At 59.6% G+C, this 16,006-nt stretch carries 15 protein-coding genes; 3 read left to right on the plus strand and 12 right to left on the minus strand.

Annotated features, from left to right (window positions below):
• Window positions 1-46: 46 nt before the first annotated feature.
• The 11 genes from AB1E42_RS00565 to AB1E42_RS00615 all read right to left on the minus strand — a co-directional run bounded on the left by AB1E42_RS00565 (window position 47) and on the right by AB1E42_RS00615 (window position 9,584).
• Window positions 47-1,642 carry an FGGY-family carbohydrate kinase gene (locus AB1E42_RS00565; RefSeq protein ID WP_368346337.1) on the minus strand — a complete coding sequence of 532 codons (1,596 nt, stop codon included), beginning with the start codon at window positions 1,640-1,642 and terminating at the stop codon, window positions 47-49.
• 16 nt (window positions 1,643-1,658) lie between these two features.
• On the minus strand, window positions 1,659-2,387 hold the full coding sequence (locus tag AB1E42_RS00570) for an SDR family oxidoreductase (RefSeq protein ID WP_368345062.1): 729 nt from the start codon (window positions 2,385-2,387) through the stop codon (window positions 1,659-1,661).
• A 44-nt stretch (window positions 2,388-2,431) separates the two neighbouring features.
• Window positions 2,432-3,502 (minus strand): ABC transporter ATP-binding protein, encoded by a 1,071-nt coding sequence (locus tag AB1E42_RS00575; RefSeq protein WP_368345063.1) that lies wholly within the window; start codon window positions 3,500-3,502, stop codon window positions 2,432-2,434.
• Window positions 3,495-4,415 carry a sugar phosphate isomerase/epimerase family protein gene (locus AB1E42_RS00580; protein WP_368345064.1) on the minus strand — a complete coding sequence of 307 codons (921 nt, stop codon included), beginning with the start codon at window positions 4,413-4,415 and terminating at the stop codon, window positions 3,495-3,497. Before AB1E42_RS00580 ends, AB1E42_RS00575 begins: the two co-directional genes overlap by 8 nt.
• 13 nt (window positions 4,416-4,428) lie before the next feature.
• On the minus strand, window positions 4,429-4,701 hold the full coding sequence (locus tag AB1E42_RS00585) for a hypothetical protein (protein ID WP_368345065.1): 273 nt from the start codon (window positions 4,699-4,701) through the stop codon (window positions 4,429-4,431).
• A gap of 468 nt (window positions 4,702-5,169) precedes the next feature.
• Window positions 5,170-6,093 carry a carbohydrate ABC transporter permease gene (locus AB1E42_RS00590; protein ID WP_368345066.1) on the minus strand — a complete coding sequence of 308 codons (924 nt, stop codon included), beginning with the start codon at window positions 6,091-6,093 and terminating at the stop codon, window positions 5,170-5,172.
• 110 nt (window positions 6,094-6,203) lie between these two features.
• Complete coding sequence (locus AB1E42_RS00595; RefSeq protein WP_368345067.1) at window positions 6,204-6,329, minus strand: hypothetical protein; 126 nt, start codon at window positions 6,327-6,329, stop codon at window positions 6,204-6,206.
• Window positions 6,330-6,337: 8 nt separating this feature from the next.
• Window positions 6,338-7,480 carry an ABC transporter substrate-binding protein gene (locus AB1E42_RS00600; RefSeq protein ID WP_368345068.1) on the minus strand — a complete coding sequence of 381 codons (1,143 nt, stop codon included), beginning with the start codon at window positions 7,478-7,480 and terminating at the stop codon, window positions 6,338-6,340.
• A gap of 101 nt (window positions 7,481-7,581) precedes the next feature.
• Window positions 7,582-8,097 (minus strand): substrate-binding domain-containing protein, encoded by a 516-nt coding sequence (locus AB1E42_RS00605; protein WP_368345069.1) that lies wholly within the window; start codon window positions 8,095-8,097, stop codon window positions 7,582-7,584.
• 45 nt (window positions 8,098-8,142) lie between these two features.
• Window positions 8,143-8,730, minus strand: a complete 588-nt coding sequence (locus AB1E42_RS00610; RefSeq protein ID WP_368345070.1) for a LacI family DNA-binding transcriptional regulator — start codon at window positions 8,728-8,730, stop codon at window positions 8,143-8,145.
• Window positions 8,731-8,924: 194 nt separating this feature from the next.
• The gene (locus tag AB1E42_RS00615; protein ID WP_368345071.1) at window positions 8,925-9,584 is read right to left on the minus strand and encodes a TetR/AcrR family transcriptional regulator; all 660 of its coding nucleotides are present in this window, start codon (window positions 9,582-9,584) and stop codon (window positions 8,925-8,927) included.
• A 116-nt stretch (window positions 9,585-9,700) separates the two neighbouring features.
• Between AB1E42_RS00615 and AB1E42_RS00620 the strand changes: the two genes are divergently transcribed.
• From AB1E42_RS00620 to AB1E42_RS00630, 3 genes are read left to right on the plus strand one after another with little or no spacing between them, the layout of a single operon-like run.
• On the plus strand, window positions 9,701-11,746 hold the full coding sequence (locus tag AB1E42_RS00620) for an FAD-dependent oxidoreductase (RefSeq protein WP_368345072.1): 2,046 nt from the start codon (window positions 9,701-9,703) through the stop codon (window positions 11,744-11,746).
• Window position 11,747: 1 nt separating this feature from the next.
• Window positions 11,748-12,776 carry a proline racemase family protein gene (locus AB1E42_RS00625; RefSeq protein WP_368345073.1) on the plus strand — a complete coding sequence of 343 codons (1,029 nt, stop codon included), beginning with the start codon at window positions 11,748-11,750 and terminating at the stop codon, window positions 12,774-12,776.
• Window positions 12,777-12,795: 19 nt separating this feature from the next.
• A complete protein-coding gene (locus tag AB1E42_RS00630; RefSeq protein WP_368345074.1) occupies window positions 12,796-14,787 on the plus strand; it encodes an FAD-dependent oxidoreductase in 1,992 nt (663 codons plus the stop codon).
• 127 nt (window positions 14,788-14,914) lie between these two features.
• Here AB1E42_RS00630 and AB1E42_RS00635 read toward each other — a convergent pair whose 3' ends face one another.
• Window positions 14,915-16,006 carry an ABC transporter ATP-binding protein gene (locus AB1E42_RS00635; RefSeq protein ID WP_368345075.1) on the minus strand — a complete coding sequence of 364 codons (1,092 nt, stop codon included), beginning with the start codon at window positions 16,004-16,006 and terminating at the stop codon, window positions 14,915-14,917.

Consider the following 16,006-nt stretch of genomic DNA (forward strand, 5'->3'; position numbering starts at 1 on the left):
GCAGGTTTGCCGCACCTGCCCTGACGAGCGAGCGCGCGGCGGATGATCACTCCGCCAACTGACGGGCAATTGCCTGAAGATCCTTGAATGCCGCGAACCTTTTGGCATGGCGGTTCAGGATGGCGTAGCCGCTTGGATTGTAGGCGCGATGAATGCGCGTCATGCCTTCCATCACATCAGCAGCGCGGGCGGCGGGCATCCCAGCCAAGGCACCCAAGATCGCCGCGCCAAGGAGAACCGGCTCGTCGGTTTCAGGGGCTTCGACGGTCAGGCCGGTCGCGTCGGCGAGGATCTGGCGCACAAGGTCGCTGCGGCCAGCCCCGCCACTGATGACAATCGACCGGATGCTAATGCCCTTTTCCGCCTGTGCGTCGATGATCTGGCGCAACCCGTAGCCGATGCCGCACAGACCCGCGATGTAGAGCGCCACGAGGCTTTTGATGTCGTCCTTCATGCCCAGCCCCGCAATGACAGCACGGGTGTGCGGGTCAGCAAAGGGCGCGCGGTTGCCAAGGAATTCAGGCACCACATGAAGGCCCGCCGCCTTTGCGAGGATCTCTTGCATGCCATCGGCGTGAAGAGTTGCCTTTTCTCCCAGCCAGTCAGGCAGGGACAGCCCAGCCGCGCGTGCCTTTTCGGAGGCTTCATCATATGCCGGATGGTGGCGCAATAGCTGCGCGATTGCCGCGCCAGCTGCGGATTGTCCCCCTTCGTTCAGCCACATTCCGGGAACCATGGCGGCGTAATACGGCCCCCACACGCCGGGTACGAAAACGGGGTCATGCGTGGTGGTCATGGTGCAGGACGATGTGCCGAAGACATAGGCGAGCCGGTCCGCGGGGGCGGCACCTGCGGCACCAACGGTGCCAAGCCCACCTGCATGCGCATCAATCAACCCCGCACCAACCGGCGTTCCCGCGCTTAGCCCGAGTTCGGCTGCGGCGGCATCGGTCAGGCCATTGCCCAGCGCCGTGGCTGCCTCGACGATCTCGGTGCCAATGCGGGCAAAACCGTCATCCGCCAATTCAGCGAGGCCGATTTCCCTGAAATAACTTGCATCCCAGCCGCCGGTCTTTCGCACATAGGTCCATTTGCAGGTCACCGTGCAGATCGACCGCGCCAGTGCGCCTGTTGCCTTCCATGTTAAGAAGTCAGTCAGGTCAAAGAACTGCCACGCTGCATCGAAAACAGCGGGGTTGTTCTCTTTGAGCCAAAGTAATTTTGGGGTTTCCATCTCGGGGGAGATCACGCCACCCACATAATCCAGAACGCGGTGCCGCGTGGCGTTGATGCGGTCGGCCTGCTCGGTGGCGCGGTGATCCATCCAGACAATGATATCGCGGGCGGGGTCATCACCGACCGGCAGAGGCGCGCCTCCCTCCCCCAGAACCACCAGCGAACAGGTTGCATCAAAGCCGATACCGGCGATGGACTGCGGTGCGATACCAGAGGACCCCAGAGCTGCGCGGGTGGCGGTACAGACAGCCTGCCAGATCTCTGACGAGCTTTGTTCGACGCGGTGCCCAGCCCCTTGAAACAGCGAAATATCCTGCTTGCCCGTTCCGAGCAGCATGCCGGTTTCATCGAACACACCCGCGCGGGCGCTGCCTGTTCCTACGTCGATGCCGAGATAATACTTCATCGCGTCGCGCACCCGATCAGATATCGCAGCCGTGCGGTAGGATGGTGAGATCACGGATCACGATCCCATCCGGCCGCGTCACCATGAACAGAACGGCGTCGGCAACTTCGCGCGCTTCCATCAGGCTGCGGCTGGCAAGCGCCTCCTCCATCTTTGCCTTGGGCCAATCATCGAGAAGCGGCGTAATAACCGGCCCGGGCAGAACCGCGCCCATGCGCACATTATGCTCGATTAGCTGGCGGCGGGTCGAATGCACGAAGGCCTGAACCGCATATTTCGAGGCAGTATAGATCGGCTCCCAGACCACGGGCGTCACGCCCGCCACCGATGAGGTAAAAACAACATCACCGGACTTTTGCGCCACGAAATGCGGCAGTACGGCATGCACAGAGCGGAAGGCGGCGCTGGTGTTGAGGTCCATGACGCGGTCCCAGTCATCGGGGTTTCCGTCAAGGACAGCGCCGCCGACATAAGCACCCGCGTTGGCATGGAAGATATCCAAGCCGCCTGTGCACTCCAACAATCGGGGCAGCATCGCCGAGACGGATTTGCCATCCAGCAGGTCAACAACGACCGCATGGGCACTTGCGCCCAGCTCGCCAGTTGCGCGGGTCAGTTGCGGCTCATCGCGATCGATCAAAATGACCTGCGCACCTTCATCGATCAAGGCACGGGCGCAAGCAAAGCCAATTCCAGACGCCCCACCCGTGATCGCTGCTGTTTTCCCGTCCAATCTCCCGACCATAATATTTCCTTCCAAAGTCGTCTTACTTGTTCCGAACCCGTTGTTCAGTCACCGTTGATCCTGAGGTCATTTTCATCGAAGACATGGCATTTCTCAGGGGGCAGGCTCAGATGCACGGTTTGGTGGCTGTGGAAATTCCGCTCCCCAACCGCGCGTACTGTGACCATCCCGATGTCTGGCACCTCGACATAGAGGAAGGCATCGCTTCCCAACTGTTCTTCAACCAGAATCTTGCCGGAAAGATCGCCTGACTCATGCGCGTATACGATGTGTTCTGGACGAATGCCGACGGTCATTTCTGCCGTCATCTTTGCCGGATCTAGGCCCGGGATTTTCAGCGCAGGACCGTCCTTGATCTGCACCCTTCCGTCCGCCGCAGGGCTGGCTTGCATGAAGTTCATCTTTGGAGAGCCGATAAAACCCGCCACGAACTTGTTCACCGGCCGGTCATAGAGCGCGATCGGTGTATCGAATTGCTGGATATCCCCGCCTTCGAGCACCACGATCCGATCTGCCATTGTCATTGCTTCGACCTGATCATGGGTAACGTAGATCATCGTCGTGGCCAGTCTCTCATGCAGGCGGATCAATTCGATCCGCATTTGCACCCGCAACGCGGCATCAAGATTGGACGGCGGTTCATCAAACAGAAAGGCAGACGGCTCGCGCACAATCGCGCGCCCGATGGCAACGCGCTGCTGCTGGCCGCCGGAAAGCTCCCGCGGCTTACGATCAAGAAGAGCATCAAGCCCGAGGATGGCCGATGCCTGACCGACCTTGGCGTCAATCTCGGCCTTCGGCAGACCGGCGATTTTCAGGCCGAAGCCGACATTATCGCGCACCGAGATATGCGGAAACAGCGCATAGGACTGGAACACCATCGCCAACCCGCGCGAGGAGGGCTTGGTATGGGTGATGTCATCGCCATCAATGACGACCTGCCCGCCGCTGACCGTCTCCAACCCCGTGATCATCCGCAGGAGCGTTGATTTCCCGCAGCCGGAAGGCCCGACGAAGACAACGAACTCGCCATCCTTGATCGTGAGGTTGATGTCACGCAGAACCGACACATCGCCAAAGGCCTTTTCCACGTCCTTCAGAACGATTTCACCCATAGCGAATATCTCCTTTGAATTGCGGTTGCGCGAGCCCCTCGGCGCGCATCGCGGCCTTGATCTGAACATTCATGAAGTCGCGTGCATGGCTGATCAGGTCATCGCCATCGGTCCATAGGTTTCGCCAAATTCCCAGAATGTTGGAAAGCTGCGGATCAACCACCTCTGATGAAAAACTCTCGAAAACGAGTGGGCCGCCATAGTCGATTTCGGCCAAAGCCTTGAACACAGGCTCGAACTCGATCGACCCCGTTCCCAGATAGCCACGATGACATTCGCCGAAGTGGAAGTAGCCGAGATAGGCACCCGTCTCGGTGATCGCGCGGGCCATGTCCGCTTCTTCGATATTCATGTGATAGGTGTCCAAATGCACCCGCGTGTTTGGCGCACCGACCAGCTTGCACAGCGCAACACCCTCTGCGGCGGTGTTGGCAATATTCGTCTCGTAGCGGTTCACCACCTCGACGCCGACCGTAATGTCACTTGCCGCAGCTTGCGCACAAATGCGCTGCAAGGCGGCGACGCTGTTATCCAGCCCCTTGCGCGTCGCTGGGCGGCTGTATTTGGTCATCGCGGAGTAGATCACGCCGCACAGATGCGTCGCCCCGATATCGCGACCGATAGAGACGACCTTCGAAAGCAGCGCTTCGCCTTTGGCGGAGGTTTCCGCATCTTCGGAGGATAGGTCCGTCGCCGGTTCGAGGCCCAGCGAGATGGTCGCGCCTATGCCGTATTCCTCCAACAAGCGGGCGGTCATTTCCACGTCGATCTTATTTGGGTCGAGCATCGGAATTTCGATCAGGTCATAGCCGATGTCGGCGGCAGAAGAGATCGCATGACGCGCCTCTTTCTCGCTCCAGCCGCCAACGCTACAAAGTGCGTGAATGCCGAGAGGGTTTTGTCCAAAAGCCATGAGAGGCGCTCCCTTAGTTCTTGACCGCGCCCATCGTCAAACCAGAGACGATATGGCGTTGCATGAAGATCGTGAAGATAACCGGCGGAAGGATCTGGATGATCGTCGCCGCCGAAATCAATTCCCAATAGGTCTTGGTGACGGTTGAGAATGACGAGATGACCACAGGGAAGGTCTTCGCCTCCCGCGTCGTCAGGAACAGCGCCAACAGCAGCTCGTTCCACGCAAAGATAAAGACGAAGGTGGCAACCGTTGCGATCCCGCTTTTTGCCAAAGGCAGCGCCACGATCCGGAAGGTTTGGAACCACCCACACCGCGAACGGCAGGTTGAACCCTGCGTAGGCGATTACCAGTGCCGGCATCGTGTCGAGCATCCCTGCCCCGTTGAACACCATGTAGAGCGGCACAGCAGCGGCAATCGGCGGCATCATGCGGGTCGACAGGATCCAGTCAGCGAGGAAGTTCTTCGCGCCGAACTGGAAGTAGACCAGACCAAAGGCGCAAGGCAGTGCAAAGGCGAGGCACAGCGCCGTGGCCGAAAGCGTCACGATTGTCGAATTCAGCAGGAACGGCCAGTTCTCTGACAGCAGTTTCTGGAAATTATCGAGATAGGTGAAGTCGGGCACCCATACCGGCGGAATGGCATAGATATCGTTGATCGTCTTGAACGCGGCGAGGATCATCCACAGGATTGGCGCCACGAAAACGAAAGTGATCAGGACTGCGGCGAGCAGTTTCCAACGGACGCTGTTCGTCATTTCTGCACCTTTCTGAGATAGGCCACGGCCACGGTGGTCACGACGATCGAGATCAGCAGGATGATCACAGCCGCAGCCGAACCATAGCCGACCTGAAAGAACCGGAAGTCCTGCCGATAGGCGAAGAAGGTCAGCAGTTCGGTACTGTCCCCCGGTCCGCCGCGCGTCGTCACATAAACAAGATCGAAGAGCTTCAGATTGTCGATCACCCGCAAGATGATGCCGATCAGAATCACATCCCGAATGGCAGGAAGTTCAATGTAGCGGGCGATATGGTACCATTTGGCGTTTTCCAGCTCGGCTGCTTCGTAGAGCGAGTCGGGGATCGAAACCAAACCTGCAAGCATCAACAGCATCATGAAGGGCGTCCATTGCCACGCATTGATGAAGATGACGGTCGGCAAGGCAAAGGTCGGATTGCCGAACCATGACGGCCCCTCGACGCCGATACCTGAAAGCACATAATTCATGATGCCGAGCGTCGGGTTCAGAATGTAGCTGAACATCAGGCCAACGCAGATCGGGGTGATCATCATCGGCAGGATCGCCATCGAACGCAGCACCTGACCGGCGCGTATTTCGCGCAGAGAAAGAAAGACCTTGGCGCAGAGAAAGCCAAAGGCAACTTCGAGCACGATGGACGAAAACGTCAACACTGCCGTGTTCTGCATCGCCTTGAGGAAAAGAGGATCGGACAGCAGACGCTCGTAATTTTCAAAACCCACGAACCATTTGCGGTCCATGCGGGTCAACTTGGCGTCATACAGGCTCAGATAAACCGAGTAGATGAACGGGAACACGCTGAGCAGGAGCAGGTAGATAACCGCTGGCGCAATGAAGAAGAGCTTGATCGCGCGTTCGCTCTCTTCCGCCTTGACCCGCACTTTAGCGCCAGGCGCATTATGGATGACATCAGCCATGGTGCCTCTCATTCCTCGGCATCTGGGAGTGGTTGAAGGCGGTGGGAAGGGGATCCCTTCCCACCTGTAGTGTCACACACCCCGCAGGCAGGGTGTGCGCGGGAGGTGTGTTAACGCAGGTAGCCTGCGCGGGTCAGCATTTGCGTGACCGCCTCGTTGGCTTCGTCCATCGCCTCTTGTGCGGTGGCATCACCTACGATTGCGCGGTTCACCTGAAGGCCGATCGCGTCGATCATTTCGAAGGTCATCGCGTGGCGCGGGCGACCTTCCTGCCATGCTGCTTTGGCCGACTCATAGAGCGTCGGAACCCAAGGCTGCGCGGCAACGATCTCGGCGTCCTGCATGGCCGAATGACGGCTCGGCGGGCCACCGGCGAGAACGAAGTCCTATGCACTTCGGGGCTGGCGAACCACTTCATGAAGTCCCAAGCAGCGTCTTTTTGCTGACCATACGCGTTTAGACACATGATCCAGCCACCAACGGGCGGAACCGGCGATGCGCCATCGGCATGCGGGAACATGGCGACGTCAAAGGCATCCGTGACCTTCGAGATGTCAGGATCGGTGAACAGCGGCGTCCGCACGGACCAGTTGTTGATCATAGCCACTTTGCCTTGTGTGAACGCATTGGCGCGCTCGTCCCAAGCAAACTGCTCAACACCCGGCGGTCCGTAAGGAACCATTGCCTTGAAGAACTCGATCATCTCGACGGCTTCCGGCGAGTTCAAGAGTGGCGTCTGATCTGCATACGGATCATCCGAGCCCGGATAGTTCGATTCCCAAGGCTTGCCGCCCGCAGAATAGATCCATTCGAAGAACTGCTGGCCCGCTGCCGAACCACGCTGGAAGTTCATCGCCATGCCAGCGACATCCGGATCACCGTCATCCTCGGCAAAGAAGCGTGCAACCTCCATCAGTTCGTCAAAGGTTTGCGGAACCTCAAGGCCATGCTGTGCAAAGAGGTCTTTGCGGTAGTGCAGCATGTGCCAGTAACCGGCGATAGGAAGACACTGGAGCTGTCCGTCCCAGACTGCTTGGCCTTTGAAGCTGTCGATGTAGTCATCCATTGCGATCACATCGGCGCTTGTTTCCGCAACGCGGCCTTCGACTGGATCGAGGCAGCCTGCCTCGGCAAATTCACCGACCCAGATGCCGTCGATGAAGAGCACGTCATATTCATCGCTGCCTTGCGAGCAGGACAAGATCTGCTTTTCGTGCAGTGGGTCGTAGCCGAAGCTATCCAAAGTCACGTCAGCGCCCGTCAACGCGGTGAAGCCGGGGCTCACCTGATCGAACGCATCGATGAACGGGTCAGCGATGGACTGCACACGGATGGTGGTGCCGGAATGGTCGCCCAGTTCGGCGCCCCAATCCTGGGCGGTTGCCATAGATCCCAAAGCAATCGTCAACGCGAACGTCGAGACCCCCTTGGCGATGGTTTTCACTGGTTCATAGTATCCTCCTCTGACTGAACCTTTTCGTGGTTTGATCAGGCGCCAGGCAAAGCGTATCTATTCGCGGCCGTTATGGTCGCGTTCCTGTTTTGCCTGGCGCAAGATTTCGTCTCCCTACCGCTGATGTGCTTCGTACTCCCCCTTTGTTCAGCGGCCCCGTTGAGCGTCGCTGGCGCGTGGTTCTGCGCCGGTTTTGTTGACGCCCGAATTTCAAGTCTGCATTTCAGATCTGCAATCGCGCTTGCCGGTTCCTCTCCGGCCAGACGATCTTTCAATGTTGTCCAGATCGATTCCGCCATCTCTTCCACGGGCTGGCGCACCGCAGTGATCGGCGTGCGCCGCGCGGACATCCAAGGATAGTCGTCGAAGCCCACGACAGACACGTCGTTGCCAATGTCGATACCGCGCGCTGCAAGGCAAGTCAGAACCGATAGGGTTGTCATGTCCGTGGTGGCGAACACGGCACTGGGCATCGGGTTGGCATCAAGCCATTCGTTCAGGTGAGCGGCACCGATCGCAGGCTTCGGGCCGATGACCAAAACATCCGTCATCCCGCCTGCCGCTTTGATCTCCGCCGAGACGCCATCGCAGCGATCCTAAATGGCCTGCAAACCGAGATCAGACGCGGCGATCAACACATGACGATGCCCCAGAGCGGCCAAATGGGCACCGGCTTGACGGCCTGCGTCGAAATTGTCAGGCAGCACGACATCAAAGCCTTTGGCGCCAACGCCACGGTCAGTCAAAATGATCGGCATGCTGTCCCGTGCCGTGACAAGTGCCTCAGGCACAGCGTCAGAACTGGGCACAATGATCATGCCTGCCGGCTGCCATGACAACAGCGCAGCGATGCGGCGCTTCTCGGTATCGGCATCATCTTTGGAACTGGCAACGATGATGTCAAAATCATCCGCCTCGGCCAACGCCTCGATCTCGGTGATAAGAGAGGTAAAGAACGGGTCGGACAGATCAGGCACCATGACTGGCACAATCCGGCTTTGCCCAGATCGGAGGTTCGACGCGGCGCGGTTCACATGGTAACCGAGCTTGCTCGCGACCTCGCGCACATGGGCGGCGAGCTCCGGTTTGACGGGTTTCTTACCGGAAAACACGTTGGATACGGTCGCTGTCGACACGCCAGCAGCATCTGCCACCTGTTTTATCGATGTCGGGCGCTTCGCCATATGTCCTCCCTGACCGCTCTTTGGCGGCTCGGTTAAACGTTAAACAGTAAATCGTTTAACCGTCAGGCTTTGTCGTCCTCGAGTGCATAGTGAGCTTTACCGACAGCCAAACCGGCCCGCGCTTGGCTGGGAATGCGCCTTTTAGGCTGGTGCTTCAGGTATTGTTTTCGCTCTCAGGTGGCAGCGGGTGCTGCTCAGCCGTGCGCGGATGGATCGAACTTCAGGCGGGCGTGGAATCGGGCGAGTTCGTTTGGAGTCGGGGCTTGGCCGCAGAAAGTTTTGACGTAACCGGGTGCGCGGGCGACACGGCTGGCGGTGGATTCGGACACCTGCATGGCGATGTAGCCGATTTGGGTCAGGTAGACGGTGCGGGCGCGAACGTCGGCTTCGTCCTTGGAAAAACCGAAACGTTCGAACATGGCAACGATCGCGGCCAGCCGAACCTCGTCTGCCTCGCGCACCCGCGCGGCGGTGGCATCGGACTGGTGCGCCCAGCCGCGTATCGCGAAATCGAGCTGCGGCTCGAACAGGGCTTCATCGTGAAACACCACGATCAGATTCAGAATAGATTCAGCGATGGACTCCGAATAGGCGCCGCAGGCCTCGACAAAGGCGCCGGTGTTCTTTGCGTCCCATTCAGCAAGCAGGGCATCCAAGAGCGCGTTGCGGTCCTTGAAGAACCAATAAAAGCTGGTACGCGCGATTTGGAGTTGATTGGCGAGGGGCTGGATTTTGACCGCATCGACGCCGGAGGAGATCAGCGCCTCCCGTGCGGCCATTAACCAGACGTCACGCGAGCCGCGCCAACCAGTGGCCTTTTCATCGGGCGGGCGGATGTCTGCTTTTGCCATCATGGCGGCGACAATAGCGCGGCATGGGGGTGCTCACAACATAAATATACACTTGTGAACTTTATCTTGACATAAGTGAACATTCTGTGGATTCAAATTGCAATCGACAGGAGTTTCGCATGTCAAAAGATCCCCTTCTCCAGCCTTATCAGCTTAAGCATCTGACGCTTCGCAACCGGATCATGACCACCAGCCATGAACCTGCTTATCCCGAAGATGGGATGCCAAAAGAACGCTACGCGGCCTATCATGCAGAACGTGCGAAAGCGGGTATCGCGCTTGCGATGACCGCAGGATCAGCGGCCGTGTCGAAGGACAGCCCGCCCGTTTTCAACAATATTCTGGCTTACAAGGATGAAGTGGTGCCTTGGATCAGGCACCTGACCGATGCCTGCCATGAGCATGGCGCTGCCGTGATGATCCAGTTGACGCATTTGGGACGGCGGACTCGCTGGGACAAGGGGTCGTGGCTGCCATCGGTATCCTCGACCAAACATCGTGAGCCGGCGCATCGGGCCTTCCCCAAGCGCGCGGAGGCGTGGGATATTGCGCGGATCATCGCCGACTTTGCCGACGCCGCGGAACGGATGAAGGCAGGTGGCATGGATGGGGTTGAGATCATCGCTCACGGTCATTTGCTGGATCAGTTCATGTCGCCACTGACCAACGAGCTGAACGGCCCCTATGGCGGCGACAGTGTGGAGGCTCGCGCCCAGATGACGGTCGACGTGTTGCGAGCCGTGCGTGAGCGGGTTGGCGATGATTTCATCCTGAGCCTCAGGATGGGGGCCGACGAAAAGGAGAGCGGCGGGATCACGGCTGAAGAGGGCGTGCTTCTGGCACGGCACATTCAGAGCTTTGGCCTTGTCGACGTGTTCAACATCAACGGCGGGCGAATCCATACGGACCCAGCGATGACCGACATGATCCCTGTGCAGGGCATGGCGAGCGCACCGCATCTGGGCCTTGCCGGTGCTGTTCGCGCGGCAACCGGCATGCCGGTGTTTCATGCCTCACGGCTACCGGATGTGGCGACAGCGCGGCATGCGGTTGCGTCCGGCCAACTTGATATGGTGGGGATGACCCGCGCGCATATGGCCGACCCGCATATCGTGAAGAAGATCATCGAAGGCCGCGAGGATGACATCCGCCCCTGCGTTGGCGCGACCTACTGCCTCGACCGGATTTACGGCGCGGGCGAGGCGCTGTGCATCCACAACGCGGCGACGGGGCGTGAGCTAACCATGCCGCATGAGGTAGCGCCCGCAACGACGCAAAAGAAGGTTGTCATCGTGGGTGCCGGCCCTGCAGGGCTGGAAGCTGCCCGCGTCGCGGCGGAGCGTGGCCACAGTGTGACGGTCTTCGAAGCGCAACCGGAGCCAGGCGGGCAGGTGCGGCTCACCGCGCTGAACGCACGGCGGCGCGAGATGATCTCGATCATCGACTGGCGCATGGCGCAATGCGCGGCGCGAGATGTGGAGTTCCGGTTCAACACATGGGCCGAGGCGGAGGACGTGACCGCCCTAAAACCTGATGTGGTGATCGTCGCCACGGGCGGGCTGCCGAATACGGAATTGTACGAGAGCAGCGGAGAGCAGAGCAACGTGATCTCGGCTTGGGATTTGATCTCGGGCGATGCGAAACCGGGGCAGGATGTGCTGATCTATGACGAAAGCGGCGACCATCCGGGCCTGATGGCAGCAGAGGAGGCTGCGGGCGCGGGCGCGAAGGTGGAAGTGATGACGCCGGACCGGACCTTTGCACCGGAAATCATGGCGATGAACCTCGTGCCATATATGCGGGCCTTGCAGGATAAGGATGTGACCTTCACCGTGACCCGTCGCCTGAAAGATGTGGCAAAGGATGGCAACCGCCTCAAAGCCACGATCGGTACGGATTATGGCGGTGCGACATATGACAAGACCTATGATCAGATCGTGGTAAACTATGGGACGTTACCGTTGGATGATCTCTATTTCGACCTGAAGCCGCTGTCTTCCAACGGGGGGGAGGTGGATCACGATGCCCTGATTGACGGCCAACCGCAGACCATCGTGCGGAACGCGGAAAACACTTTCCAGCTTTTCCGCATCGGGGATGCAGTTAGCGCGCGCAACACCCATGCCGCGATCTATGATGCGCTGCGGCTGATGAAGGACATCTAAGATGCGGTCGAGCAAGACGATCCACGTTATCTCTGCCCATGCCGAGGGCGAGGTTGGCGATGTGATCGTAGGCGGTGTATTGCCCCCGCCCGGCAATACGATCTGGGAGCAGAGCCGCTGGATCGCGCGGGATGGCACCTTGCGTAATTTCGTCCTCAACGAACCGCGTGGCGGGGTGTTCCGGCATGTCAATCTGTTGGTGCCGCCAAAGCACCCCGATGCCCAAGCCGCGTGGATCATCATGGAGCCGGAGGACACGCCGCCGATGTCGGGTTCCAACTCCATTTGCGTTGCGACGGTGCTGCTGGATGGCGGCCTGATCCCGATGCAGGAACCGGAAACGCATATGACGCTTGAAGCACCCGGCGGGCTGGTGCGGGTGCGGGCGGAATGCCGGAATGGCAAGGCCGAGCGTATCCATGTGCAGAACGTCCCCTCATTCGCTGCTGATCTGGACTGCAAGCTGGAAGTAGAAGGGCTGGGAACACTGACCGTCGATACAGCCTATGGCGGGGACAGTTTTGTGGTGGTCGATGCGGAGGCTTTGGGATTTTCACTCACTGAAACCGAGGCGCATGACATTGCTAAGCTGGGGGTCAGGATCACCAATGCCGCCAATGCGCAACTGGGCTTTACCCACCCAGAAAACCCTGACTGGAGGCATATTTCGTTTTGTCTGTTTGCCGGACCGCTGCGCGAGGGCGCGGACGGGCTGGAGGCGGGCGCGGCAGTGGCGATCCAACCCGGCAAGGTGGACCGCTCACCGACAGGCACAGCCCTTTCCGCGCGGATGGCGCTATTGCATGCGCGGGGCGTGATGCGCGTGGGCGACCGCCTCACGGCACGCTCGGTGATCGGGTCGACCTTTTCGGGCGTTATCGTAGGAGAAACCACGGTGGGCGGGACGCCAGCGATTGTCCCCGAAATCTCGGGCCGTGGGTGGATCACCGGCGTGCATCAACACATGCTGGACCCTTCCGATCCGTGGCCGGAGGGCTACCGGCTGTCGGATACCTGGGGCGCGAAGTGAACGGATTGGAGACTTTAGAATGACCCTCAAACACGTCTTCGCCCCGCTCACGCTGCGCCACAAAACCCTTCGGAACCGGATCGTATTTGGCGCACACACGACCAATATGGCAACGGACGGCCTGCCCGGTGACCGGCATCTGGGGTATTACCTCGAACGCGCCATCGGCGGGGCGGCGATGATCGTGGTGGAGCCGATGCCGGTGCATGCGGCGGCCGTGCTGACGCGCGGCAATTTCCGCCATTCGAGCGATGATGTGATCCCGCATTTTGCCCGCATCACCAAGGCCTGTCAGGACGAAGGCGCGGTGATGATCCAGCAGCTCTACCATGTTGGCGCGCATGGCGATTGGGATAACAGCTGGCATGCGAACTGGTCCCCTTCGGGCGGGCCGAGCTACCACGACAATGACGGCAGCCGCGCGATGTCTGCCGACGAAATCGAAGAGACGATCGACGCCTTTGTGCAGGCCGCGATCCGGTGCCAGAAATCCGGCTTTGACGGGGTGGAGATCTGGGCCGCTTATAACTGCCTGTTGGATCAGTTCTGGGCGCCTTTCTCGAACCAACGGGAGGACGCATGGGGCGGCAGCCTTGAGAACCGGACCCGTTTTTCGCGCGAGATCATGCGGCGGGTGCGCGCGGCCTGTGGTGACGATTTCATCATTGGGCTGTCCGTCTCTGATGACCCCACTACGGGCGTTTTCCCGACCCGCGACGAAATGGTCGAGATCGTTGCACTTCATGATGCCGAAGGGCTGATGGACTATGTGACCGTCGGGGCGGGCAGTTATGTGGATTTCCAAAAGATCATCCCAAGCTTCCAATACCCCGAAAACCTTGGTGCCGACCTTGCCCAGCGCCTGAGGGAAGTAAAGCTGAGCGCGTTCGTGACCGCCGAGGCCAATATCCGGACGCCGGAAAATGCCAATACGGTGCTGGGGGCGGGACAGGCGGATCTGGTGTCGATCGTGCGGGGGCAGATCGCCGACCCGCATATGGTGCGGAAAGCGGAAGCGGGGCGGCTTGAGGATATTCGCGGTTGCCTGTCTTGCAATCAGCAATGTTGGGGGCGGCGCGGGCGCGACTATTACATCTCCTGCCTGATCAACCCATCCGTGGGTCACGAGTTCGAATGGGGCGGGGATCGCTTTACGGCCTCCCCTGCCCCGAAATCTGTGCTGGTGGTTGGCGGTGGGCCTGCGGGGCTTGAAGCCGCGCGGGTCGCGGCGGAATGCGGACATCGTGTTATCCTCACCGAAGCGGCGCCCGAGTTGGGCGGCCAGTTCAGGCTGGCGGGATTGCAGCCGCGGCGCGCCCAAATCACCGATCTGATTGCATGGTACGCGCGGCAACTGACCAAACTGGGCGTCGAGATCCGGTTTAACTGCTACATGGATGCGGATGATATCGTGGATATTGGCGCTGACCTGGTGCTACTCGCGACCGGCTCGCTACCAACTGGGACGGGCTTCCAAAAGGCACTGCCGCAGGTGGGTGAATTGCCCGGCATCGACAGCGGCAACGTGTGGTCAACCGAAGATGTCATGGGCCGTGCTGCCCGTTTGGGCACGCATGTGCTGATCCTCGATGAAGGCGGCCACTGGAAGGGGATCGGTACAGCGTGGCACTTGGCCGAGGCGGGCCATCAAGTGACCATAGTGACCCCTGACGCGATGATTGCCCGCGATCTGGTGCGCAGCGCGACTGATTTCAGTGCGCGGCAGACATTGGCCAAGCTGGGGGTGACTTTCATAACGGAAAGCGCCCTGACCCGTTGGTCCAAGGGGGGTGCTCGGTGTGTTTCGCTGCTGACCGGCGAGGAGGCTGACATCGCGGCTGACTCGCTGGTGCTGGCAACGGGGAACCGGACCGATACGACGCTGTTGGAAGAGCTGCGTGAACGTGGCGTTAACGTGCAGCCGATCGGAGACGCGGCAGCCCCGCGCCTCGCCGCGGCGGCAATTCGTGATGGGCGAGAGGCCGTGCTGAAGCTGTGCCAAACGCACTGAAGCGCGTAACTAGCGGCACATATTATGACGGAATCACAAAGGGGTAGCGCGAATCCGCTATAAGCCGTGACCCGAAAAGGTGCGCGCTGTTATCGACGCAGCTCGATTTGATCGAGCTGTCGACCTGTTAATGAGGGTCGGACCCCGCCGCTGGTAGCTCGTCAAACAGATGTGCTTGATTGGGATCGAAGTCCAATCCGATTGCATTGCCGAGCGCAAAGATTTGATCCTCTGCAAAAGCGGCAATCGCCTTTGTGCCGTCGCGCAGCGTGATATCCACCACCGTCTCGGCCCCCAGCCGTTCGGTCAGGGAGACGCTTCCGTGGAGCATGCCCTGTGCGTCCGACGTCGGGCGCAGGTATTGCGGTCGAATGCCAAGCGTTGCCTTGGTCCCCGGCCTAATGTCCCGCCCTTTGGTCGCAACGGTAATGGGATCGAGCGCAGGCGCCGATACGGTCGCCATATCGCCATCGACCGACAATACATCGACGACAAAAAAGTTCATCGACGGCGCACCGAGGAAACCGGCAACGAAGAGGTTCGCTGGCGAATGGTAGAGCTCCATCGGCGCACCGGCCTGCATGACTTCGCCGTCTTTCAGCACGACGATCTTGTCCGCCAGAGTCATGGCCTCGACCTGATCATGGGTGACATAGATCATCGTCGCATCGAGCTGCTTATGCAGTTTGCCGATCTCCATCCGCATGTCCATTCGCAAGGCTGCGTCGAGGTTCGACAAAGGCTCGTCGAATAGGAACACATCCGGCTGGCGCGTAATCGCCCGCCCGATGGCCACGCGCTGCCGCTGCCCGCCTGAAAGCTGGCTCGGCCGCCGGTCCAGCAGATGTTCCATCTGCAAAATTCGCGCGGCTTCCGCGATCTTCGCCGCCTTCTCCTCCTTGGGAACCTTGGCAATCGTCAACCCGAATCCGATGTTCTCCCGCACCGTCATATGCGGAAAAATCGCGTAAGACTGAAAGACCATCGCCACGCCGCGATCCTTTGGTTGGATCTGGTTCACCCGCCGGTCGCCAATGTACATGTCGCCGCCGGAGATATCCTCCAGCCCTGCGATCATCCGCAGCAAAGTGGACTTTCCGCAGCCAGACGGGCCAACGAAAACCGTGAATTCACCGTCTTTGATCTCTAGATCGACGCCCTTGATGACATCGACATCCCCAAAGCTCTTGGAAATATTTTTAAGAACAACGTCAGCCAT

Source organism: Pelagovum sp. HNIBRBA483 (assembly GCF_040931995.1).
Lineage (GTDB): Bacteria > Pseudomonadota > Alphaproteobacteria > Rhodobacterales > Rhodobacteraceae > JAEPMR01.

Excerpts from the sequence above, each read along its gene's own strand:
- AB1E42_RS00575 (WP_368345063.1), bottom strand. The coding sequence starts at position 3,502 with ATGGGTGAAATCGTTCTGAAGGACGTGGAAAAGGCCTTTGGCGATGTG.
- AB1E42_RS00610 (WP_368345070.1), bottom strand. The coding sequence starts at position 8,730 with ATGGCGAAGCGCCCGACATCGATAAAACAGGTGGCAGATGCTGCTGGC.
- AB1E42_RS00625 (WP_368345073.1), top strand. The coding sequence starts at position 11,748 with ATGCGGTCGAGCAAGACGATCCACGTTATCTCTGCCCATGCCGAGGGC.
- AB1E42_RS00635 (WP_368345075.1), bottom strand. The coding sequence starts at position 16,006 with ATGGCTGACGTTGTTCTTAAAAATATTTCCAAGAGCTTTGGGGATGTC.
- AB1E42_RS00620 (WP_368345072.1), top strand. The coding sequence starts at position 9,701 with ATGTCAAAAGATCCCCTTCTCCAGCCTTATCAGCTTAAGCATCTGACG.
- AB1E42_RS00600 (WP_368345068.1), bottom strand. The coding sequence starts at position 7,480 with ATGGCAACCGCCCAGGATTGGGGCGCCGAACTGGGCGACCATTCCGGC.
- AB1E42_RS00580 (WP_368345064.1), bottom strand. The coding sequence starts at position 4,415 with ATGGCTTTTGGACAAAACCCTCTCGGCATTCACGCACTTTGTAGCGTT.
- AB1E42_RS00630 (WP_368345074.1), top strand. The coding sequence starts at position 12,796 with ATGACCCTCAAACACGTCTTCGCCCCGCTCACGCTGCGCCACAAAACC.
- AB1E42_RS00615 (WP_368345071.1), bottom strand. The coding sequence starts at position 9,584 with ATGATGGCAAAAGCAGACATCCGCCCGCCCGATGAAAAGGCCACTGGT.
- AB1E42_RS00605 (WP_368345069.1), bottom strand. The coding sequence starts at position 8,097 with ATGACGGATGTTTTGGTCATCGGCCCGAAGCCTGCGATCGGTGCCGCT.
- AB1E42_RS00570 (WP_368345062.1), bottom strand. The coding sequence starts at position 2,387 with ATGGTCGGGAGATTGGACGGGAAAACAGCAGCGATCACGGGTGGGGCG.
- AB1E42_RS00565 (WP_368346337.1), bottom strand. The coding sequence starts at position 1,642 with ATGAAGTATTATCTCGGCATCGACGTAGGAACAGGCAGCGCCCGCGCG.
- AB1E42_RS00590 (WP_368345066.1), bottom strand. The coding sequence starts at position 6,093 with ATGGCTGATGTCATCCATAATGCGCCTGGCGCTAAAGTGCGGGTCAAG.
- AB1E42_RS00595 (WP_368345067.1), bottom strand. The coding sequence starts at position 6,329 with ATGATCGACGCGATCGGCCTTCAGGTGAACCGCGCAATCGTAGGTGAT.